The 20,756-nt window shown below is 72.6% G+C and carries 21 protein-coding genes, 1 tRNA gene and 1 pseudogene; 13 read left to right on the plus strand and 10 right to left on the minus strand.

The window, feature by feature from the left end:
* Nucleotides 1–36: 36 nt before the first annotated feature.
* The 3 genes from OG389_RS33585 to OG389_RS33595 all read right to left on the minus strand — a co-directional run bounded on the left by OG389_RS33585 (nt 37) and on the right by OG389_RS33595 (nt 2,735).
* Complete coding sequence (locus OG389_RS33585; RefSeq protein WP_328302669.1) at nt 37–1,752, minus strand: sigma-70 family RNA polymerase sigma factor; 1,716 nt, start codon at nt 1,750–1,752, stop codon at nt 37–39.
* A gap of 76 nt (nt 1,753–1,828) precedes the next feature.
* Nucleotides 1,829–2,263: a DUF4180 domain-containing protein gene (locus OG389_RS33590; RefSeq protein ID WP_328302671.1), complete on the minus strand. Its 435-nt coding sequence runs from the start codon at nt 2,261–2,263 to the stop codon at nt 1,829–1,831.
* Nucleotides 2,256–2,735, minus strand: coding sequence for a helix-turn-helix domain-containing protein (locus OG389_RS33595; protein ID WP_328302673.1), 480 nt, complete (start codon nt 2,733–2,735; stop codon nt 2,256–2,258). Before OG389_RS33595 ends, OG389_RS33590 begins: the two co-directional genes overlap by 8 nt.
* A gap of 147 nt (nt 2,736–2,882) precedes the next feature.
* Between OG389_RS33595 and OG389_RS33600 the strand changes: the two genes are divergently transcribed.
* Complete coding sequence (locus OG389_RS33600; RefSeq protein WP_328302675.1) at nt 2,883–3,926, plus strand: S66 family peptidase; 1,044 nt, start codon at nt 2,883–2,885, stop codon at nt 3,924–3,926.
* 125 nt (nt 3,927–4,051) lie between these two features.
* Nucleotides 4,052–6,181: a tetratricopeptide repeat protein gene (locus tag OG389_RS33605; RefSeq protein WP_328302677.1), complete on the plus strand. Its 2,130-nt coding sequence runs from the start codon at nt 4,052–4,054 to the stop codon at nt 6,179–6,181.
* A gap of 45 nt (nt 6,182–6,226) precedes the next feature.
* On the opposite strand, the gene OG389_RS33610 is transcribed toward OG389_RS33605, so the two are convergent.
* Complete coding sequence (locus OG389_RS33610; RefSeq protein ID WP_328302679.1) at nt 6,227–7,027, minus strand: IclR family transcriptional regulator; 801 nt, start codon at nt 7,025–7,027, stop codon at nt 6,227–6,229.
* Between the two features lie 86 nt (nt 7,028–7,113).
* Here OG389_RS33610 and OG389_RS33615 point away from each other — a divergent pair, with 86 nt between their 5' ends.
* Nucleotides 7,114–7,821, plus strand: a complete 708-nt coding sequence (locus OG389_RS33615) for a bifunctional 4-hydroxy-2-oxoglutarate aldolase/2-dehydro-3-deoxy-phosphogluconate aldolase (RefSeq protein WP_328302681.1) — start codon at nt 7,114–7,116, stop codon at nt 7,819–7,821.
* Nucleotides 7,818–8,840 (plus strand): PfkB family carbohydrate kinase, encoded by a 1,023-nt coding sequence (locus OG389_RS33620; RefSeq protein WP_328302683.1) that lies wholly within the window; start codon nt 7,818–7,820, stop codon nt 8,838–8,840. Before OG389_RS33615 ends, OG389_RS33620 begins: the two co-directional genes overlap by 4 nt.
* Nucleotides 8,841–8,958: 118 nt before the next feature.
* On the opposite strand, the gene OG389_RS33625 is transcribed toward OG389_RS33620, so the two are convergent.
* The 3 genes from OG389_RS33625 to OG389_RS33635 all read right to left on the minus strand — a co-directional run bounded on the left by OG389_RS33625 (nt 8,959) and on the right by OG389_RS33635 (nt 12,608).
* The gene (locus OG389_RS33625; protein WP_328302685.1) at nt 8,959–9,870 is read right to left on the minus strand and encodes an aldo/keto reductase; all 912 of its coding nucleotides are present in this window, start codon (nt 9,868–9,870) and stop codon (nt 8,959–8,961) included.
* A gap of 48 nt (nt 9,871–9,918) precedes the next feature.
* Nucleotides 9,919–11,199 carry a serpin family protein gene (locus tag OG389_RS33630; protein ID WP_328302687.1) on the minus strand — a complete coding sequence of 427 codons (1,281 nt, stop codon included), beginning with the start codon at nt 11,197–11,199 and terminating at the stop codon, nt 9,919–9,921.
* 77 nt (nt 11,200–11,276) lie between these two features.
* Nucleotides 11,277–12,608, minus strand: coding sequence for a glycoside hydrolase family 18 protein (locus OG389_RS33635; protein ID WP_328302690.1), 1,332 nt, complete (start codon nt 12,606–12,608; stop codon nt 11,277–11,279).
* A 303-nt stretch (nt 12,609–12,911) separates the two neighbouring features.
* Between OG389_RS33635 and OG389_RS33640 the strand changes: the two genes are divergently transcribed.
* From OG389_RS33640 to OG389_RS33650, 3 genes are all read left to right on the plus strand, one after another.
* On the plus strand, nt 12,912–13,646 hold the full coding sequence (locus OG389_RS33640) for an ankyrin repeat domain-containing protein (protein WP_328302692.1): 735 nt from the start codon (nt 12,912–12,914) through the stop codon (nt 13,644–13,646).
* Between the two features lie 54 nt (nt 13,647–13,700).
* Nucleotides 13,701–13,777 (plus strand) — tRNA-Trp (locus OG389_RS33645).
* Between the two features lie 152 nt (nt 13,778–13,929).
* Nucleotides 13,930–14,790 carry a hypothetical protein gene (locus tag OG389_RS33650; RefSeq protein ID WP_328302694.1) on the plus strand — a complete coding sequence of 287 codons (861 nt, stop codon included), beginning with the start codon at nt 13,930–13,932 and terminating at the stop codon, nt 14,788–14,790.
* Nucleotides 14,791–14,893: 103 nt separating this feature from the next.
* Here OG389_RS33650 and OG389_RS33655 read toward each other — a convergent pair whose 3' ends face one another.
* Complete coding sequence (locus OG389_RS33655) at nt 14,894–15,376, minus strand: WapI family immunity protein (RefSeq protein WP_328302696.1); 483 nt, start codon at nt 15,374–15,376, stop codon at nt 14,894–14,896.
* Nucleotides 15,377–15,792: 416 nt separating this feature from the next.
* Here OG389_RS33655 and OG389_RS33660 point away from each other — a divergent pair.
* Nucleotides 15,793–16,155: pseudogene (locus OG389_RS33660) on the plus strand (IS5/IS1182 family transposase); the annotation flags it as partial.
* A gap of 12 nt (nt 16,156–16,167) precedes the next feature.
* Here the strand turns inward: OG389_RS33660 and OG389_RS33665 are convergent.
* Nucleotides 16,168–16,674 carry a DinB family protein gene (locus tag OG389_RS33665; RefSeq protein WP_328302698.1) on the minus strand — a complete coding sequence of 169 codons (507 nt, stop codon included), beginning with the start codon at nt 16,672–16,674 and terminating at the stop codon, nt 16,168–16,170.
* A gap of 465 nt (nt 16,675–17,139) precedes the next feature.
* Between OG389_RS33665 and OG389_RS33670 the strand changes: the two genes are divergently transcribed.
* The 5 genes from OG389_RS33670 (at nt 17,140) to OG389_RS33690 (ending at nt 20,074) form a co-directional block, all read left to right on the plus strand.
* Nucleotides 17,140–17,553 (plus strand): VOC family protein, encoded by a 414-nt coding sequence (locus tag OG389_RS33670; RefSeq protein WP_328302700.1) that lies wholly within the window; start codon nt 17,140–17,142, stop codon nt 17,551–17,553.
* Between the two features lie 154 nt (nt 17,554–17,707).
* Nucleotides 17,708–18,142, plus strand: coding sequence for a YdeI/OmpD-associated family protein (locus OG389_RS33675; RefSeq protein WP_328302702.1), 435 nt, complete (start codon nt 17,708–17,710; stop codon nt 18,140–18,142).
* A 368-nt stretch (nt 18,143–18,510) separates the two neighbouring features.
* The gene (locus tag OG389_RS33680) at nt 18,511–18,741 is read left to right on the plus strand and encodes a hypothetical protein (RefSeq protein ID WP_328302704.1); all 231 of its coding nucleotides are present in this window, start codon (nt 18,511–18,513) and stop codon (nt 18,739–18,741) included.
* Entirely contained in the window at nt 18,728–19,081 is a 354-nt protein-coding gene (locus tag OG389_RS33685; RefSeq protein ID WP_328302706.1) for a hypothetical protein, read from the plus strand. Before OG389_RS33680 ends, OG389_RS33685 begins: the two co-directional genes overlap by 14 nt.
* A gap of 339 nt (nt 19,082–19,420) precedes the next feature.
* Nucleotides 19,421–20,074 carry a GNAT family N-acetyltransferase gene (locus OG389_RS33690; protein WP_328302708.1) on the plus strand — a complete coding sequence of 218 codons (654 nt, stop codon included), beginning with the start codon at nt 19,421–19,423 and terminating at the stop codon, nt 20,072–20,074.
* Nucleotides 20,075–20,107: 33 nt separating this feature from the next.
* On the opposite strand, the gene OG389_RS33695 is transcribed toward OG389_RS33690, so the two are convergent.
* Nucleotides 20,108–20,656: a GNAT family N-acetyltransferase gene (locus OG389_RS33695; protein WP_328302710.1), complete on the minus strand. Its 549-nt coding sequence runs from the start codon at nt 20,654–20,656 to the stop codon at nt 20,108–20,110.
* Nucleotides 20,657–20,756 lie beyond the last annotated feature (100 nt).

The following is a 20,756-nucleotide window of genomic DNA, read 5'->3' on the forward strand; positions in this document are numbered from 1 at the left end:
TTCGGGGCGGTCCCCGGTCGGGTCCGGAGGGGAGGGCTACATCCGGGCACCGAAGTTCTGCGTCCACCACGGGCCGCCGGGGCCTTGGTGGATGCCCACGCCGATGTCCTTGAAGGCACAGTTGAGGATGTTCTCGCGGTGTCCCTGGCTCTTCATCCAGGTGTCCATGACCTGGGCGGGGGTCTGCTGGCCCCTGGCGATGTTCTCCCCGTACGTGGACCAGCGGTACCCGGCCGCGGTCGTCCGCTTGCCCGGGTCCGCGCCGTCCGGATTGGTGTGCGCGAAGAAGTCCCGCCGCGCCATGTCGTCCGAGTGGCCCTGCGCGGCCGTACGCAGCTGCGCGTCCTCCTTGAGCGGCCCGCAGCCGGCCGCCGCGCGCTCGGAGTTGACCAGCGCTATCACCTGGGCGGCGGCCCCGCCGCCCTGCGGGGCGGGAGCGGGGTCCTTCGGCGGGGTGGACTTCGGGCTCGGCTTCGGAGTGGCCGAGGGGGTCGGGGTGGGACTCGGGCTCGCGCTCCCGCTCGGGCTGCTGCTCGGGGAGGCGGACATCGAGGGGCTCGGGGTGGGCGAGGGCGACTCCGGGGGCAGTGACGCTCCCGCCCCGGGCGCCGCCAGCGTGGCCGGCGGCACTTCGGGGGAGACCGCGCCGGGCCGCGTGGCGAGGTAGGTCAGCCCGCCTCCCGCGACACAGGCGGCGAGCACCGCGCCGCCGATCACCCGGCGCCGGCCGCGGGTGCGGCGGAGCTTGCGCAGCGAGGCGCGGCCGGCGCCGGGATCCGCCCCCGGGGCGAGCTGGGTGATGGTGTCATGGGCATCGAGCACGTCGCCCCCGGAGCCCGCGTCGCTGGCGGGGCCGAAGCCCGTGTCGCCCCCGGGGTCGGAGCCCGCGGCGGGGCCGGCGGCCGGGCCCGCGTCGAACGCCGACGCGGCGGTGGTCATGCCCGGGGAGGCGAAGCCGCCCGCCAGGGCCGCCCGTACGCCTGCGACCAGTGCCACCGAGACGGGCACCAGAGCCAGCCCGGCCAGCAGCCCCTCGGCCGGGACCAGGCCGTTCCACAGCCCGGAGCACCGCAGGCACTCACGGGCGTGCCGGGCTATTCGCTTGCGCCACAGCGCGGAAGGCAGCCCGTCCCAGCTCGCCGCCACCGACCGCAGGTCCTCGCACGGGGGCTGGACGGCCAGCGCACGCTCCACCACCCGGGCCGCCTCCAACTGCGCCTTCATGCGCTGCACCCGTACCGCGGTGTGCTGCGGGGACAGCTCCAGCGCCTGCGCCAGCTCCGGACGCGTCAACTCCCCGGCGCACTCCAGCCACCACAGGGACAGCAGTGCCCGGTCGTCGGGTTCCAGCCAGCGCGTGGCGCGGGCCGTCTCGCGCCGCTGGCCCTCCAGGTGGAGCCGTACGACGGTCAGATCCACGAAGTCGGCGCCCGGATCGGCCAGCTCCCAGGCGGCCTCCAGCCCGCTCTCGCCGTGAGCGCTGAGGCGGGCCTGCCAGTGGGCGCGTACGCGGTTCATGGCGATGGCGACCAGCCAGGACCGGAAGCTGTGGTCGTCGCGCAGGCCGCCCAGCCCGTCGAGCGCCCGCAGCATCGTGTCCTGGACCACGTCGTCCACGTCGACGGACCCGTTCAGGGCCCGGCCGACGATGTTGTAGACGAGCGGCAGGTACGCGCCGACCAGGTCGTCCTGCGCGCGCGCGTCGCCCGCGCGGGCCGCTGCGACCAGCGCTGCCGTGTGCTGAGTGCTCATGTGAAAATCCCTGTCCGTACCGGCGGCCGATGATGCCCAATACCTGGGAGACCGTCGAGAGGGACTCCGATAACACTTATTCGGCGATTGAATCAGGGGACGTGGAATCCGGTGCCACCGGGCTCGGGGCGGGGGCGTGATCGGCGGCCGGGGCGAGGCGGGCGGCCAGGGCGTCGACGTCGGGCAGGAACCAGATGTGGCGGCCCTCGTTCGATTCCCGTACCAGGTCGGCGAGGGCCGAGCCGGCCCGCAGCCGGTGCGTGAGGTCGCCCAGGACCACCAGCCTGACCCGGTAGTTCACGAACTTCTGCATGATCGCCCCGGCGAGACCGGTACTGAGGTCGAAGAAGGCCCCGTCCAGCCGTGCCTCCGGCACGGCGACCACATCGGTCCGGTAGAAGGCCGCGCCGATCAGCTGGTCGAGCGCGTCCTGCGCGCTGGCGACGGGCGGACCGTCGGCGGAACAGAGCAGGACCGGTACGCCGTGGTGCTCCACGAGGAGGTCAGCCACGGTCCACCGTCCCCATGCCGTTGTCCGGGCCGAGCACACCGTCGACCAGCTGCAGCAGATCGGCGGTGGTGGCGGCGTCGCCGAGGATCACGATCTTCATACGGGCCCGCTCCTTGTCGTAGACGGTCTGGACGCGCAGGGCGGCCGGGGAGTCCCGCGGCGACTGCGCGGTCGCCGTGACGAGGTTCGCGAGCCTGCTCGCCGCGTCGGGGCCGATCGCGTCGATCTGCACGATGCTCGACACCTCCAGGTGCGGCCCCCGTGCCTCGCCGACCGCGGGCGCCTCCCCGGTTGCCGGAGCGGGGTGGCTGGTCAGGGCCTCGAAGTCCTCCCGGCTGATCCGGTACTGCTTGCCGATGCGGACGGCCTTCAGCCGGCCCTCACGGACGTAGTTCCGGACGGTGCGCACGTGCAGTCCGAGCAGATCGGCGACCTCGCCGACCGTGTACAGCTCACGTCCTTCATTACTCATAGGACCGAATCCTACCCTTATGAGGTGCGTATGAGGAGTGATAGCGGAACATGGGGAAGTCTGTAGTGGGGGGATGAGGGGGTGAGGGGCCGGAGAGGCGGCACAAATCGCTGTGGCGGAGGCAGCAGGCCTTCCTAAGATCACTGGATGACAGCTCCCCGCTACCCCGCCAAGCCGCGTCCCGGAGACCGGGTCGCGGTGCTTTCCCCCTCGGCCGGTCTGCCCGCGCTCTTCCCGCACCCGTACGAGCTGGGGCTGCGCAGGCTCCGGGACGAGTTCGGGCTGAAGCCGGTTGAGTACCCGACGACCCGCACGATGGGCGCGACGCCCGAGGAGCGGGCCGCCGACATCCACGCGGCCTTCGCGGACCCCGGGATCAAGGCGGTGATCGCCAGCATCGGCGGGGAGGACCAGATCACCGTGCTCCCGCACCTCGACGCGGATCTGCTGCGCGCCAACCCCAAGCCGTTCTTCGGCTACAGCGACAACACCAACCTGCTCCTGTACCTGCGGGACCTGGGGCTGGTCGGCTACCACGGGGGCTCGGTGATGGTCGAGCTCGGACGGCCCGGCGCGCTGCACCCGATGACGGCCGACTCCCTGCGGGCGGCACTGTTCACCTCGGGCGAGTACGAGCTCACCCCCGCCACCGCCAGCGGGGACGTCAACGGCTCCTGGGAGGACCCGCGCACCTTCGACGGCGAACCGGAGCTGGAGCCGGCGGCCGGCTGGACCTGGCACAACGCCGACCGGGTGGTCGAGGGGATCGGCTGGGGCGGCAACCTGGAGATCATCTCCTGGCTGCTGATGGCCGGCCGCGCGGTGCGGCCCGCCGGGGAGTACGCGGGCGGCGTGCTCTTCCTGGAGACCTCGGAGGACATGCCGCGGGCCCGGGAGGTCTACTGGATCCTGCGCGGCATGGGCGAGCGCGGGCTGCTGGGGCAGTTCCCCGCCCTGCTGATGGGCCGGGCGAGGAGCTGGTCGTTCGAGAACCGCTTCGGCGCCGGGGAACGGGAGCGCTACCGCAGCGAGCAGCGCGAGGCCGTACTACGGGCCCTGCGCGAGTACGCCCCCGGCACGATGGCCGTCTTCGACGTGGACCTCGGGCACACCGACCCGCAGGTCGTGATCCCCGTGGGGGGCCGCATCCGGGTGGACGGCCCGGCCCGGCGGGTGTTCGTGACGTACTGACACCGGGGTCCCCGACCCCACGGCCCCAGGGTCCCGCGTACGTCCTTTCCCGGTCCGTCCGTTGGGGTGTCCGGATCCGGGTCCGGGGTGACAATGGGGCTCCCACGGGACGTGTTGGGGGCGGCATGTCGGCGTTGCTCTTGCGGGGAACCGGCCGGGCGCGGGGCTGGGTCGCGTACCTCGGCGCGGTCGGGCTCGGCGCGGGCGCGGTGGCGCTGGCCACGGTGTGGACCTCGGGGCCCTGGGCCGCCGGGATCGGCGCGGCCGTCACCACGCTGTCGGGACTGGCGGCCGAGCGGATGCGGCCGCCGGGGGAGGGCTCCGACGCCGGTGCCGCGGGGGAGGTGCTGCGCACGGAGCGCGGCCGGATTCCGCTGCTGCGCCACCTGGACCGGCCCGAACTGGCCGGAGCCCACCCGGCCGAGGCCCCGGCCACCCCTCCCGCGTACATCGAGCGCGACGCCGAGCCGGAGCTGCGCGCGGCCCTGGAGCGGGCCCGCTTCGTCCTCGTGGTGGGGGAGTCAACGGCGGGCAAGACCCGGCTCGCCTACGAGGTGGTGCGCACCCGCTACCCCGGCCACGCCTTCGTGCGCCCGCTCTCGCGCGCCGCGCTGCCCGAGGCGGTACGGATCGCCGCGCGGCGGCGGCGCGCCGTGCTGTGGCTGGACGACCTGGAGGACCACCTCGGCGCGGGCGGCCTGAGCTCCGTACAACTGGCCTCCCTGCGCACGGCGGTGGTGATCGCGACGATGCGGGTCCAGGAATACCGGCGCTACGACGCGCGCGAGGAGAGCCGGCTCACCGGCTCCGACCGGGACGCCTGGCGGGCCCAGCGCGACCTGCTCCAGCAGGCCGCCGTCATCCGGCTGCCCCGGCACTGGTCCGGGGGCGAGCGCCGCCGGGCCGCCGCCCACCGGGGCGATCCGAGGATCGGGGCCGCGCTGCGTGCGGGGGAGCGGTTCGGGGTCGCCGAGGTGCTGGCGGCCGGTCCCGAACTGCTGGCCTCCTGGGAGAACGGCTGGGCTCCGGGAGCCAATCCGCGCGGAGCGGCCGTGGTCGCGGCGGCGGTGGACTGCCGCCGGGCCGGACTGCGCCGCCCGGTGAGCCGCGAGTGGCTGCGCGAGCTGCACACCCCCTACCTGGCGGCCCGCGGCGGGGGCGACCTCCAGCCCGAGCCCTTCGCGGAAGCGATGGACTGGGCGTGCGCGGCCGCCTACGCCACGAGCGGGCTGCTGATCGGCAACTACGGCGCCGGATTCACCGCGTTCGACTACCTGTTGAACGCGCCGGGCCACGGCCCGGTTCCCGATCATCTGTGGCACGGGCTGCTGGTCCGGGTGGAGCCCGCCGACGCCTATGACATGGGGCTCGTCGCCCACCAGGAAGGCCGTCTCGCCCGGGCCGTCGAAGCCCTCGACCTCGCCGCGCGCGGCGGGGTGTCCGGAGCCGAACTGCCGCTGGCCATCGCCGTCGGGGACTCCGGGAGGCCGCGCAGGGCTGCCGCGGACCTGGCCGCGATCGCCCGCCGGCGCACCGGCCGGCTCGGTCCGCGGCACCCGGACACCCTGGCGGCCCGGCACCAGCTCGCCTTCTTCGTAGGGGAGTCCGGGAACCACCGGGCGGCCGCGGCCCGGTTCGCGGAGCTGCTCGAGGACGTCCGGGAGGTGCTGGGGCCCGACCACCCGGACACCCTGGCGGCCCGACACCAGCTGGCCTACTCCACGGGGGAGGCCGGCGATCCCCGGGCGGCGGCAAGCCAGTTGGAGGCGCTGCTGGCCGACCGGCTGCGCGTGCACGGCCCCGGGCATCCGCAGGTACTGGCGACCCGGCGCAGCCTGATCTGGTTCCGGCCGGGTGATCCGGCCGGGGCCGAACGGGAGCTGGCGCTGCTGCTGGCCGAGGCCGAGGCCGCCGAGGGGATCGGGCCCGACGATCCGCACACCCTGGCCGTCCGGGGCAGTCTGGCGGCGCTGGCCGCCCGCGCCGGACGCACCGCCGAGGCGGCCGGGGCCTGGGCGGAGCTCACGGCCGACCGGACCCGGGCGCTCGGCGAGGACCACCCGCACGTGTTCTACTCCCGGCTGGAATGGGCCCGCGCCCTGCTGGCCCAGGACCGGGCCCTCGAGGCGGGCGCCGTGCTGACCGGCGCCCTGGCACGGGCCGAGTCCGTCCTGGAGCCGGGCCACCGGCACCTGCGGACGGCCCGGGAGCTGCTGGCCCGGGTCGCCGGGCGGGGCGGGGCCGGACCGCAGTGACCATCGGGTGGCAGCCGCCGGAGGGTGGCGCCGGGTGGGCCGCGGCTACAGCAGCGGGGCCAGCGCCCGCGTGGCCGCCAGCAGGGCCGGCGCGTAGGCCTCGAGCTCCGTGCGCGAGACCAGGAAGGTGACGGTGGTGATGCTGACGCCGCCGACCGGGCGGCCCCGCGGTCCCAGGATCGCGGCCCCGATGCAGCGGATGGTCGCCTCGTTCTCCTCGTCGTCCACCGCGAACCCCCGCGCCCGCACGGTCTCCAGCTCCGCCTCCAGGGCCTCCGACGTCGTGAGCGTGCGGGGCGCGCGCCGCGGCAGCCCGGTGGCCGAGATCAGCTCGCGGACCTCGGCCCGCGGCAGGTGGGCCAGGATGCCCTTGCCGATCGCGGTGCTGTGCAGCGGCATCCGCATACCGACCCGCGAGGCCGTCTGGAAGGGCTGTTCGCTCTCCAGCTTCCGGATGTAGGTGATGGTCTCGCCGCTGTGCAGGGCGAGATGGACCGCCTGACCGGTGGCTTCCTGGAGCTCACCCAGGATCTGCTCGATGCTGGCCGGTTCCCCGCCGCTGACCAGGGCGGACAGTGCGCGCAGCCGGGGGCCGACGCCGTAGCGGCTGTCGCCCTCGGAGCGTACGAAGCCCTGCTCGACCAGCGAGGCCAGGATGCGGAAGGCGCTCGACTTCGGCACGGCCGCCGCCGCCGTGACATCGGTGAGCCGGTGCGGGCCGCCGGGGGCGGCCACGGCCTCCAGGATCCGCATCGACTTCTCCAGCGCCGTGCCCGCGGTGGAGGTCCGGCCGCCGCGCCCGGCGCTCGCGGTCTCCTCGCTCTCGGGTCCCTCGTCCGTGGACACGTGATCTCCAAAGGTGGGTATGGTCTGGGGCGGGAGTTCCGTTACACGATACCAAGTTCCACTACGTGGAACAAATGGAGGGTCCTTTGTCCTGTCACCCGTATGCGGCCATCACCGCGCAGCGACTGCTGCCGGTCCTGCGCGAGGCCGACGCCGACGAGGCCGTCCGCCGCACCCGGGCCCTGCTGGCCGCCGGGTGCCGGGTCGTCGAACTCACCACCTCCACCCCGGGCTGGGCCGGGGCGGTGGCCCGCACCGCGCCGCTCACCGACGCGCACGGCCGCCCCGCCCTCATCGGAGTCGGCACCGTCACCACCGGCGGGGCCGCGCGGACCGCCCTCGACGCGGGCGCCGTCTTCCTCGTCTCCCCCTATCCGGCCCCCGAGGTCCGCGAGGTCGCGCGGGAGCGCGGAGCCACCTTCATCGAGGGCGGCTTCACCCCGGGCGAGATCGCCTCCGCCGTCCGGTCGGGTGGCGCCGCGAAGGTGTTCCCCGCCCATGTGGGCGGCCCCCGGTTCATCCGCTCCCTCAAGGCGGTCCTCCCCGACGCCCTGATCATCCCGACCGGCGGAATCCAGCCGGGCGAGATCGGCGACTGGCTCGACGCGGGAGCCGCCGCCGTCGGGATAGGCGACGGCCTGCCGGCCGACCCGGGAGAACTGACCGCCGTCTTCGCCGGTCTCGCCCGGCCCTGTTGCGGGGACTGCGCGGACTTCGCGGACCGCGGGTACCGCGCGGACTTCGAGGACCTTGCGGAGGTCGCGGACCGCAGCGGTACGGAGCGCCGGCCGTGACGCGACCCGCAGCCCCGGCCCCCTCGGGGGGCTACGACGTACTCGTCCTCGGTGAGGTGCTCGTCGAGATCCACACGGACACCGTCCTGCGGGACGCGGCCGACGGCACCGCCGCCCGCGTCTCCTACTCCGGTGACGCCCTCAACGCCGCGGCCGCCGCCGCCGCGGCCGGAGCCCGCACCGCCCTGCTGGCCGTCGTCGGCGAAGACGAGCTGAGCGTTCCGCTGCTGGCCCGCGCCGCCGAACTCGGCATCGACGTCTCCCACGTACGCCGGGCCCCGCGCCCCAACGGTGCCTATCTGCTCTGCGCCGACACCGAGGGCGACCGCGAGTTCGTGTACTGGCGCACCGGCAGCGCCGGCTCCACCCTCCGCGTGGAACACGTGGAGTCCTGGCGGGAGTTGCTGACCGGCTGCACGGCCCTCATCACCAGCGGCATCACCGGCGCCCTGTCACCGGGCAGCCGCGACGCCGTGCTCCTCGCCGCCGAGACCGTCCACGCGGCCGGCGGACACCTCTCCTACGACCCCAACTTCCGCGCACGGCTCACCGGTCGCGCCGAGGCCCGCTCCCTGCTGGCCCGCATCGCCCCGCTCACCGGACTGCTGAAGACCTCCTGCCCGGCCGACGCGCTGGCACTGGTCGACGCCGACGACCCGGCCGAGGCCGCCGCCCGCTACCGGGCACTGGGCGCCCGTACCGTCGTGGTCACCGCGGGCGCCGACCGGCTGCTGCTGGACGCCGGAACGGGGGCGCGGTACCTCCCGGTCCCCGTCAACCCCGACCCCGTCGACGCGACCGGCGCCGGAGACTGCTTCACCGGCACCGCCACCGCGCGGCTCGCGCTGGGCGACACCCTCGCGGACGCGCTCGCCCACGCCACGGCCGCCGCCTGCCTCTCCGTGTCCGGCCGAGGCGGCACCGGGTACGTCCCCGCCTTCGCGGAGACGGCGGCCCTGGCGGCCGCACACCACGAGCACCTCCGACGAACGGGGCAGGCGCCGGCGCGCACGGCGTGAAGCCGGTCCGCGCGATCCCGCGGATCCCGTACGGGCAACGCACCCGTACGGCGCCGCGGGGGCCCCGGCCCGGGCGCGTTCCCGGACCGGGGCCCCGCGCGTTCGGGCGCCCGGCGGCCTACGCCGCTTCGAGCAGGGCGATTTCCTCGGGGGACAGTCGCAGGGCTCCGGCGGCGACGTTCTCGACCAGGTGCTCGGGGTTACCGGTGCCAGGGATGGCCAGGACGTGCGCGCCCCGGCTCAGGGTCCACGCGAGGCGCAGTTGGGCGGGGGAGACGCCGTGGGCCCGCGCGAGTCCGCGTACCGCCGGACCGTCCTCGGTGACCACTCCGGTCTCCCTCCCCGCTCCGGCGATCGCGAAGAAGGGGACGAAGGCGATGCCCTGCTCGCCGCACGCGTCGAGGAAGGCGTGCTCCCCGGCCGGGGAGCCGATCCCGTACGCGTTCTGCACGCACACCACGGGCGCGATGGCGCGCGCCTCGGCCAGCTGCTCCGGCCGTACGTTGGACACGCCCAGGTGGCGGATCAGCCCGGCCGTGCGCAGCTCCGCGAGTGCCCCGAAGTGCTCGGCGATCGAATCGGCCGTCCGCCCCCGCGGGGCACGCAGGTTGACGACGTCCAGGTGGTCGCGGCCGAGCTGGCGCAGATTCTCCTCGACCTGCCCGCGCAGCTGCTCGGGGGTGGCCCACCACCAGTTCCCGGACGGGTCGCGGCCCGGCCCGACCTTGGTCGTGATGACCAGCTCGTCGGCGTAGGGGGCCAGGGCCCGGCTGATGAGCTCGTTGGCGGAGCGCGTCGAGGAGAAGTAGAAGGAGGCGGTGTCGATGTGGTTGACACCCAGCTCGACCGCCCGCCTCAGCACCCCGGTCACCCGGTCCCGGTCGCTTGGTGTGCCGTCGGCGAGGTGCGTGAGGCGCATCGCTCCGAAGCCGATGCGGCGGACCGTGAGGTCGCCGAGCCGCCAGGTGCCGGAATCGGCCGCGGTGGTCCTGTCCGCGGTCGCGCCGGTGGGGGTTTGGTCCGAAGTCATCGGGTGAGCGTATCCCGGCCCGTGCCCCGGCCGGCAAAGAGCCCCAGGTCAGAGCGCGGACCTGCCCCGGGCGGCGCCACCCCACTCCTCCGGTCCGGAATCGGCCCGTTCCTCCTCCGCCGACTTCTCCTCCTCCGAGAGTTCCCTCTCCTCGTACGGGACGGGGTCCGCGACCCAGCCCCCGGCGAGGACCAGGCGGGAGGCCCGGTGGACGGCGAGAAAGCCGAAGGGGCGGTGGAAGGCGACCTCGGCCCGGCGGACTCGGTACCTCAGCCGGGGACCGGGCCCGGCCGATGCGATGGCGGCAGCGGTCACCGCGGCGGCTTCGAAGCCTTCGGCGTGGAAGCGCGCCATGGCCGTCTGCCGGGCCGAGCCGATGGCCAGAGGCTCGGCACTGATGCCCGGGAAATGACCCCTGCCCTGGTCCGAGGCGCTCGCCAGCCCGAACGGTTCGGGGTGCGCCATGAGATCGTGCTCGCCCCTCACCTCGAAGGCCACCGTACTGATGCGCAGCAGGTGCCGGCGGTCCGTCGAGGGCACTTGCCCGATGTGCAGGCCCGGCCCCGGGTCGCCCTCGGGGAGCGTGCTCGCGCCCGTCGAAGCGATGGCGCGGGTGACGGCCGCGATACCGGTCCGCAGGGTCTGGCCGGGCGGGGCCTGCGGCTCGCCGAGGACGAGGTGGACGTCCACGCCGCCGTCGCCCACCACTTCCAGCAGGGTCACCGGCCCTGTGGGCGCCCGTGCCACGCGGACCCGGTCCAGGAGGGAGGTGGTGCGGAACAGGCCGAGTACGGCACCACCGGCCCAGGGGCCCTCGCCGATCCACGCCGCCCGGGGCGTGAAGGGCCGGATCCACCGCAGACCGAGCGCCAGCGCGGAGGCGAGGACGAAGCGCGTGTCCGGGCCGACGTCGGCCGGCATTCGCTCGATGAGGCCGCCGGTACGGTCGGCGGCCCAGGTGTCCAGAGCCTTGCGGTCGGTGTCCCCGTCGCCGGTCAGGGACCCCCGGGTGCCGGCGGGGAGCAGCTCCGACCAGCGCTCCTGCAGCGGGAGGTCCCGCCGCGCCCACAGGCCGGTGGCCGCGCGCAGGCCCCGTACGCCGTCCAGCGCGGTCAGCAGCTCCCGCGCCGCCCCGGCCGCGTCTCCGGCGGGTGTCCCGAGGGCTTGTTCCAGCTCGGTGCGGGCCGGGCCGGTGGCGCCGTCGGCGAGGAGGGCGAGCAGCGGCCAGACCCCGGCGGCCGTGAACGCCGTGCCCGCGCCGCCCGCGGCCGCGTGTCCGGCCCAGCGCGAGGTGAGTGAGTTGACCGCCCGTACCGTTGTCGCCTTCATGCGGGGGAGCGTATGGGTTGGGGCGCCGCCGGGACGGGTCAATTTCCACGGCCCGGCGGCGCGGTTCGGGGGGCCGGTCAGTGGCCGCGCAGGCCCTGGTCGACCGCGGTCATGAGCTCGCCGTCGGCGGTGTCCGCGTCCAGGGACCAGAACATCGCGCCGCCGAGGCCCTCTTCGCGGATGTACCGGGTCTTGGCGCGCAGCACCGTCGGGTCGTCGTACGTCCACAGGGTGGTGCCGTCGAACAGCCAGGCGCTGCCGGCGCGCCGGTCCCGGTAGACCTTGTACGCGCCCGAATCGGCCAGCTTCCTCAGCGCCTTGTAGTCCTCGTACCCGGCCGACCAGGTGGCCGGCGCCGGACCCGTCGCGGGCTGGCCCATGCCGTCGCCGCCGCCGCTGACGCCGGTCCAGCCCTGCCCGTAGAACGGCATGCCCATCACGAGCTTGTTCGCGGGCGCGCCGCGCCGCAGCCAGGCGTCCACGGTGCCGTCGACGCTGAAGTCGTTCCTCGCGTACAGCGCGGACTGCTGGGCGGTGGTCTTCTCTCCGGAGACGTGGAAGTCGTAGCCCTGGAGGGTCACGAAGTCGAGGTCGCGCATGATCCGGCGGACGTCGAAGCCCGCGTCGATCTTGGCGGGGGCGGTCGGGACGAAGGCGGACAGCTCGTACTTCGACTTCCGCTTCTGGGCGCGGGAGTAGGTGTCGAGCTGCGAACGGAACTCGCCGACCAGGGCGGCGAAGTTCTTCTTGTCCTCGGGGCGGTAGGTGGTGTCGGAGTCGCCTGCCGAACCGGGCCACTCCCAGTCGATGTCGAACCCGTCGAAGATCCCGGCGGCCGAACCGGCGCCGCCGCGGCTGCCGTCCTGCGGGAGGTTGCCCTTGATGTAGAGGTCGATGCAGGAGGCCACGAGGGCCTTGCGGGAGGCCGGGGTGAGCGCGGCGTCCGAGAAGTGCGTGGACCAGCTCCAGCCGCCGAGGGAGAGCAGGACCTTGAGATCGGGGTGCTTGGCCTTGAGCTCGCGCAGCTGGTTGAAGTTGCCGGCGACCGGCTGAACCCAGTCGTCGGCGACGCCGTCCACGGAGTTCTCGGCGTCCAGCGGGCGGACGTAGTCGGCCCAGGCGTCGGCCTCACCGGGGATGTTGCCGGTGAAGCACTTGCCGTCCGCGCCGATGTTGCCGAAGGCGTAGTTGATGTGCGTGAGCTTGCTCGCGCTGCCGTTCTTCTCCAGGTCCTGGACCTGGAAGTCCCGTCCGTAGACGCCCCATTGGGTGAAGTAGCCGACCTTCTTGAACGAGCGGCCGTGCCCGGAGTCGTCGTGGCCGGCGCCGTCGTGGGCGGGCGCGAAGGCGGTCAGCAGGGAGAGGGAGCAGGCGGCGACGGCCAGCCTGCCGAGCATGCTGCGGCGCATGGGCTTCCTTTACGGATGCGGTGAGTGGTGCCGGGGCGCGTGCGCTGTGCATGCGGAAACTATTGGTCTGGACCACAGTGGGTCAAGGGGGCGGCGCGATCCGCCGCGATTGACCGCCAGGGGCGGCCCGCCGACCACGCGACCGGGCCGCGGGCTGGAACGGTCCGGCGCGCGTGTACCGCGTGAGGTGGTCGAGGATCTCGCGCAGCGCGGAACGGGCGGCGGGCCGCAAGGCGTGGCGGTGGTCAACACGCCACTCGTGCCATCCGTACGGGGGCGTCGGGGCCTCGTAGCCTGTGCGGCATGCTCGCTCTGCCATCGGACGATCCGCTCGCCGTCGCCGTCACCGCGGCGATCCGCGGCGGAGACCTGGACGGACTCCGGCGGTTGCTGGCCGGGAATCCCGGGCTCGCGGGGGGCCGGATCGTGAAGCGGGGCGAGGCGGCGGGCGAGCGGAGCCTGCTGCACATCGCCGTGGACTGGCCCGGCCACTGCCCCCGGACCGCGGAGGTGATCCGTGCCCTCGTCGCCGCCGGGGCCGACCCGGGCGCCCGGTTCGTCGGCTCACACCCCGAGACCCCGCTGCACTGGGCCGCGAGCAACGACGACGTCACCGCGATCGAGGCCCTCGTCGCATCGGGTGCGGACGTCAATGCCCCGGGCTCGGTTCTCGGCGGCGGCGGCCCGCTGTCCGACGCGAGCGGCTTCGGGCAGTGGCGGGCGGCGCGCAGACTCCTCGAGCTAGGCGCCCGCCCCACCCTCCAGGACGCGGCCACTCTCGGACTGCTGGCCCCGGTCGAGGCCTTCGTCACCGCGGGAGCCGCTCCCGAGGAGGTCACCAGCGCCTTCTGGGGGGCCTGTCACGGAGGTCAACTGTCCACAGCGCAATACCTATTGTCTCGAGGCGCGGACATCAACTGGATCGGCTACGACGGGCTGACCCCGCTCGACGCGGCTCTGACCAGCGAGGACGAGTCGCTGCTCGACTGGCTCCGGTCTTCGGGCGCCAGGACGCGCGATGAAATTTCTCGCGGCTGACCGCAGAATTCAGTGGATCTTCGGCGGGCGTCATGACATGGTTGGTCCCACCGAAGGGGTGTAGCTCAGCTGGTCAGAGCGCTGGTCTCCAAAACCAGATGTCGCAGGTTCGACTCCTGCCACCCCTGCCATGCTGGTCCAGTAGGAACGAACGTAGAACGCCCAGGTGGGAGCCACTTTCCCCCTGGGTGTTCGTCGTTGCCTCGGTACCGCCCCGCCGACCGGCGATGATTGATACGTACGGGCTGCGCAGTGGCGTCCGGCGGGTTCTGGGGGTGGGGCAGTGATCGAGGTCGGGCAGCAGGGCGCGTTCGGAGTGAACAGTGTCGGCATGGAGCGCGAGCCGTTCCCCTTGAGCTTCAGCGTCCGTGAGGCCGAGGGACTGTGGCGGGTGAGCGCCGGTGCGGCCCAGGCGGGCGAGCTGGTCGACCTGCTCATGGGCGTGGCGAACGACGCGGTGGCGGTGGTGTCGCTGGAGACCAACTCCTACCTGGATGAGGACTGGCATCCACTGCGGCCCGCGCTGATCGCGGCAGAGCTCGGCGTGCCGTGCAGGGTCCACCCTCTCGGACCGTGGGCGGCCGGCACGAACGGACTCGCGGAGGAGTTCCTGGTGATGGACCGCGACCTCCTGCCCCGTCTCCTCGACGGAACCTGGTCGCCGTACGAGCTGACGCTGATCGACGTGGCCGCCGACGTGACCCCGGAGCAACTCGACGAGCTCGCCCTCGTGCTCGGCACGAGCGGCGTCGACGAACCGCTCCTGAGCCGCCTGGGAGACTCCCGGATCTGGTTCTCGGGCCACGACGACTGCTACGTGCTGCTGGAGACCCGCGACCCTGCCCTACCGGCTGCGGTCCTGGCGCGGCTACTGACCCTGCTGGCTGGCTCCGCTCTCGCCGAACTCATCGAGGAGCCCTCCTCGCGCGTTCCCGAGCCCGGGCCCTGGTTGCCGGAGCAGCTGATCGCCACCGCACCCCACTGGATCGGAGCCCTGGGCAACGTCACCGAGGAGCTGGTCACGATCGGGCTGGCCGCCCTGCCAGACCCGTGGCGGCTGGGTGTCTCGTTCCCGCAGCGGGCCGACCTCACCGCGACGCTCGACGTACGTCACGGCACCTGGCGCATCACGCCCGAGGAGTAACGAGTGGAGCCGCTCCCGGGCGACCGTGCCGGGCGTCACCGGCGGGGGCCACGCAGCCTGGGGAGCGGCACCGGTTGCGGCGAGTCGAGGCAGGACGCGTTGATCAGCGGGTCGGAAAAGATGTCAGAGCAAGGTCCCACTGGTCAGCCGCGTGAAGGAGTGCAGCCGTATCCAGCCGCACTTCCACGACGTATTGGTAGATGTCCGCTCCGTCGTCACCCTGTTGCCACGGGGGCGCCGCTTCCAAAGACAGGTGAATGCGAAGCAGCGCCCCACCCTCACTTCGGTCGGCGAGGCTAAAGGCAAGGACCGGTTCGACGAACCACGTGTCCGGGGACAACTCGCCTTCGGCATCAGGTTCGGTCGCAACCATCGTCCCGGCTGCCACCGCCCGCAACCAGGCGGCCACCTCACGTGCTTCATCGACCAGCAGGCAGGGATCGGAGAAGGACCAGCTGCCCTCAGCGGTCGTCAACGTGCCAGCGATGACAAGCCAATTGTCATCAAATGAGCTGCCCCCGACCAGGGGGAACTGATAGCGCAGCGGGCGGAGGTCGGCACTGTTTATGTGATCACTCAAAAGCACTGCCACAGGATGGCACGGGCTCTCCCAGCACTGCACAGCACAGGCCAATGATCATGGCGATGCTATGGCGAGTGGTGGCGTGAGCGCGTAGCGGGCCGGTGACGGATCGGGACTCACAGGACGTCGACTCGGCGACGGGCGAGGGCGATCACGGCCTGCGTGCGGTGTTTCCCCTCGACTCGGTTGCGGTCGTAGAACGCTCGGGAGTTTAGGTCGCAGCGGACGCCGGTCAGGGCGGACATGCAGCAGACGCGCTGGAGGCCAGGGACTGCGGTGTGCTGCTGTTCGACGGCATCAACCGCCGTGGCCGCGAGCTCCTCCGGGGTGCGGACGCCTCGGGCGCGGAGTCAGCGGGTCAGCCGGGTGGTGCCCATGCGCCGGATCGCGGCCGGTGTCCGGTAGCCGTCGATGAGGACCGACGGGCCGGCGTCCGGGGAAGGGCGCACACCCCGCGGCACCGGACCGACGAGGGACCGGGGTGCTCCCGGGGCGGCCTGACCGGCAAGATCCACCTTGCCGGTGAGGGGACGCCGCCTCCCGGCCCTGCTCATCACTCCGGGCCGGTGGGGCGACGCTCCGAAGCTCATCCCGGTCATGGACCGCATCCGTGTCGGCCGCCTCGGCGGCGACAAGACGATCTACAGGCGCAGGAACGAAGTTGAGCGAACGATCAACGCGTCGAAGAACTCCGGGCAGTGACCACGAGGTTCGACAGGCGCGGCCACATCTTCCATGTCACCGTCACCATCGCCTCGATCCGACTCTGGCTCCGCCCGTGATCTCCGCCGGATCTAGTCGCCGGTCGTGCCGTCGAGCATCTCGCGCAGGATGTCCAGGTGGCCGTTGTGGCGGGCCGTCTCCTCGGTCAGGTGCAGGAGGATCCAGCGCAAGTCGACGTGGAGGCCGTCGCGGATGGCTCGCTCGGCCTGATCGTCCAGGCCGTTGCCACCGACCAGTTCGCGGTAGCGGGCGCTCTGTTCGGCGTATTCGTCGAGCAACTGCGTGATTGGGAAGTCGACGGCGATACGCATCTCGCGGTCGGGGTCCTCCTCGGTCCAGGGACCCTGGTCCTCCTCGCCGAGGAAGACCACCTGGAACCAGTAGTACTCGACCCAGCGGAGGTGGTTGATCACTCCGCTCATGGTCATCAGCGGCGAGCCCGGCAGGAGCGCCTTGCGAGCGTTCTCTGCCGAGACGCCATCGCACTTGGCTCGGGCGGTGTCACGTGTGTAGTCGAGAAACGTGGTGAGCTGGGTGAGCTCGTCCCACGCGGGCGGCGTGTCATCGATTCTGGTCATCGCGCGAAGCGTCCCCGATCACCGCGACCGATGTCGAGGGATTTATCGGCGGACCCAACCTGCTTCACCCAGCGCACCGGCCCGTCCCCCTCGTCACCGCCACCCACCTGTTCCTCACCGAACGGCGGACCTGGCCCAAAGCCCCTGCCTGGGCCTGACCCTCTACCAGGCCCTGGACCTCCTCCAACACCTCATCGCCACCTGGACCGGCACGTGCCCCACATGCCGACGACCCACCGGCCGCCGGTTCCGGGGCGTGACCGCTCTTCGCGGGAAGCGAGTGCGCTCCGCGTGACACGTCCGTGAATGTCCGGGGTGTACCCAGGATCGATCAGGAATTGAGAAGCGCCGTTCACGGAGCCGGCTCTAGCCTGCTCACCACTGGCCGGCGAACACGCGCCGATGTGACATCCGGGCTCTGGCCCGGATGTCCGGCACTCATCCACAACAGTGCAGGAGCAAGGCATGAAAGCGCACGTCAGCTCGATCCTTCTTGGCGTCCGGGACATGGACCGGGCCAAGCAGTTCTACACCGAGGGGCTGGGCTGGAAGATTCAGAACGACTTCGGCATCTCGGTGTTCTTCGAATCGGACGGTGCTTCGCCCGTCGGCTTCTACAGTCGCGAGGGTCTGGCCGACCAGGTGGGCACGGACCAGGAAGGCAGTGGTTTCAGCGGACTGGTTCTGACCTACGTCGTCCGCAGTGAGACGCGGGTCGACCAGATCCTGGCGGAGGCCCAGAAGGCCGGCGCCACGGTCCTCAAGCCCGCCGGCGCTCTGCCGTGGGGTGGGTACGGTGGCACCTTCGCCGACCCGGACGGATACATCTGGAGTCTCGGCTACAGCGACCAAGGAACCGACCAGCCCTACGCGGAGTAGCCCCGATCTCTGTCTCATGGCCGTCCGGGACGGCAGGGCGCGTGCCGCTGCCGTCCCGGACGACCTTGCCCCCGGTGCGGGAGCGGGAGCGCGGGCGGCGATCGGAGCCGGGGCGGGATCCGCGGGGAACCGGCAGGACGAACAGGAGAAGATTTTGAAGTTTCGGACCCATGTCGAGCCTCCCGAGCCCATGCGGGGGCTGGAAGTGCCGTCCGAGGTGGTGGCAGCGCTCGGCGAGGGCGCGCGACCCCCGGTGACGATCACCATCAACGGGCATTCCTGGAAGAGCCGGGTCGCCCTCCTGCGCGGCCGCCATTTGATCGGCCTCAGCCATGCCAACCGGCGGGCCGCGGAAGTTGAGATCGGCGAGGAGGTCGAGGTCGAGCTGGAGCTCGACACCGAGCCGCGCGTTGTCGTCGAGCCCGAGGACTTCGCTCAGGCTCTGGACGAGGACCCGGCCGCCCGCGCGGCCTACGACAACCTCACGTACAGCCGCAAGCGCGAGCACGTGCGCGCCATCGAGAGCGCGAAGATGCCCGAGACGCGCCAACGGCGTATCGAGAAGGCCATCGCTGCTCTGCGGGGCTGACCCCGAAAGCCGTGCGCCCGTGGTCCACGGGGGATACGCCGTCGGTTCGCGATCGGTGCCTCGGGTGCGGTCCACGCTGCCGTGGCAAGCCGCTCCTGGGCCTCGGCCACGCCTGCGGCAGGCTTGATGACGGCAGCGGCGGAGCGGTCGGCGCCACCTTCCGCTGCCCCGGTAGCCGTTGGGGAAGGGGGGGTGCCGCGCGAGCCGGGCAGCGCCACTCGGGGTACCCGGGTGGCGCACGCCCGACGACGGCGCCCACGAGCGCGGAGAGCGGGTGTCGGGGTACGCCGAGCCAGTCGGCCCAGGCCGCCCTGACAGCGGACGGACCCCGGGATGCCCCGCCAGCCTGCCGCGCGCACGCTGGAGGCATGGCCGACCAGATGCAGGTCACCGTCCACCCCGTCGCCCCGACCGGCGGCCGGGGGGTGGTCGCGCACGTCCACGGGACCGATTCGGTCCTCGGCCTGGCCCACTCGATGGCGGACGTCGCCGAGTTCCTGCGGAGGGCCGGCTGGTACGACGAGGAGGACTGGCCGCCGATCATGTGGCGGGGCGGCGGACCCGAGGTGTGGGGAGGCGAGCCGGATGCCGAAGCGTGACGAATGGCAGCACTGGGGCGTGCCGCTGGAGCCGCCCCACGCCCTTCTTCACCCTCCGGCGGGCCAGCCCATCGACGACAATCAGCGGACGATGGTCCTCGACTGGGCCGTGAACCAGTACATCGCCAACGGCTGGCGCATGGAGTCCCGCTCCCAGACCCAAGCGGTACTGGTCCGCGGGGATGCCGTGAACCACGTCCTGCACGCCATCCTGACCGTGTTCACGTGTCTGCTGTGGGGAATCGTGTGGCTCGCGCTCGCCGCGGTGAGCAAGGTCGAGCGGGTCGCACTCACCGTGGACCAGGCCGGACACGTCCAGGCCGTACAAGGGCCGGGCTGACTCCGGGCGCGCGGCAACCCTCCCGTGGGGAGCCGGGAGGGCGCTGGGCCCGGGATGGTCCGGAGCCACACCATATGCACCGGAACCGGAAGGCCGGTAGGCATGTGACAGGTGAGATTCCGGATGCGTCTCGATCGGTACGAGATCGACCATCGCCTGCCCGACATGCGACCCGTTGGCCCCGGCTGGCCCTGCTGAAGTGTCGCCCCACCTGAGGGGACGTCGACTGAGGCGAAAGCGCCGCTCGCGGCGCGCAGAAGCCCATGGTCAAATCCCGCCCCTGGTTAGTAAGGTTCACTCCACGTGGCGGACTATTACTATTTAGGGGGGTGGGCCGCGATGCCGGACATCAGGATCAGTGAGCTCGTGCGGATGTGGATCGACGGCTGGGTCGTCTCCCGTGGCGGCTCGGAGCCCATCGACGAGCCCTGGGGGTGGACGATCGACGTCGGGCAGCCCAAGCACGTCGCCCGGCACGTGCTGCCGGAGCCCTCCGAGGCCGATGTGCGCAAGATCGTCGCCGCGACGAGCGCGCCCGGGACCTGGCTGAAGCTGTTCGCCGAGGATCAGGCGGTCCTGCCCTGGGTCGGGCCGGGGTGGCGGTGCGACGTTCCCGGGTTTCTGATGACCTGCCACCTGGTGTCGGAGCGCCCCGAGGTGCCGGCCGGTTACACGCTCACCAGCTGGACCCGGGGCGGTGTCAGCCGAGTACTGGTCCGCACACCTGCCGGGCACTTCGCCGCCCGTGGACAGATCGCCCAGGTCGGCGACCATGCCGTGGTCGACCAGGTCGAGACCGCCGCCGAGCACCGGCGCAAGGGTCTCGGCGGCCTGGTGATGCGCACGCTGCAGGGCGCCGCGTACGAGGCCGGTGCAAGGACCGGCCTCCTGGTCGGCACACCGGACGGGCGGGCGCTCTACTCCTCGCTGGGCTGGACCATGCGCTCCCCGATGGCGAGCCTCTGGTACGAGCCTTCGGATGGCGCCCAGTGAGCTGAACAGGACACAACTGGCCGGGGCGTAGGACTACGCGGCCCGGATCGTGGCCGCGGGGATCTCGAACACGAACACGATCCCCTCCTGTGCGTTGCCCTGTTCCCCGACGTGCGTGAAACCGAAGCCCGCGATGGTGGCCAGGGAGGCGGTGTTGTCGGATTTGATGCGGGCCCGCACGGTCCTGACACCGGGGTCGGCGGCGGCCCTCGCGAGCAGCGCCGCCAGCATGGTGCGGGCGTAGCCCTGGCGGCGGTGCCCGGGCACGACCGTGAAGCCGACCTCGACCATGCCGGCCTCGTCCGGCGGCCCGTGGAACCCGGCGTCACCGACGACGGTCCCGTCCGGTTCGGACACCGCGGCCCGCGTGGTCCACGGTGCGGCGGACGGATCCCTGGCGAGCTGGTCGGCGCGGTAGCCGAAGATCCAGCGGGCCCGTTCTCCGACGAAGTGTTCGTCAAGGGCCACCCCGGCCGCGGCGCTGCCGCCGGCGAGGTCGCCGTCGGCCAGCGCGCGCAGCGCCTTTTCGCTGAGTTCGACGAAGCGGACGCGTTGGGGGGTGGGGAGAAGTTCGTTGTTCATCGCGGAGATGCTCGCCCAGCACCGGAGGCCTGTCCAACGCATTACGTGGGGGCGCCGCGCTTCGCCAAGTGGTGCTGGGCGGACAGGGGGTCGGTAGGTC

This window comes from Streptomyces sp. NBC_00435, assembly GCF_036014235.1.
Classification (GTDB): domain Bacteria; phylum Actinomycetota; class Actinomycetes; order Streptomycetales; family Streptomycetaceae; genus Streptomyces.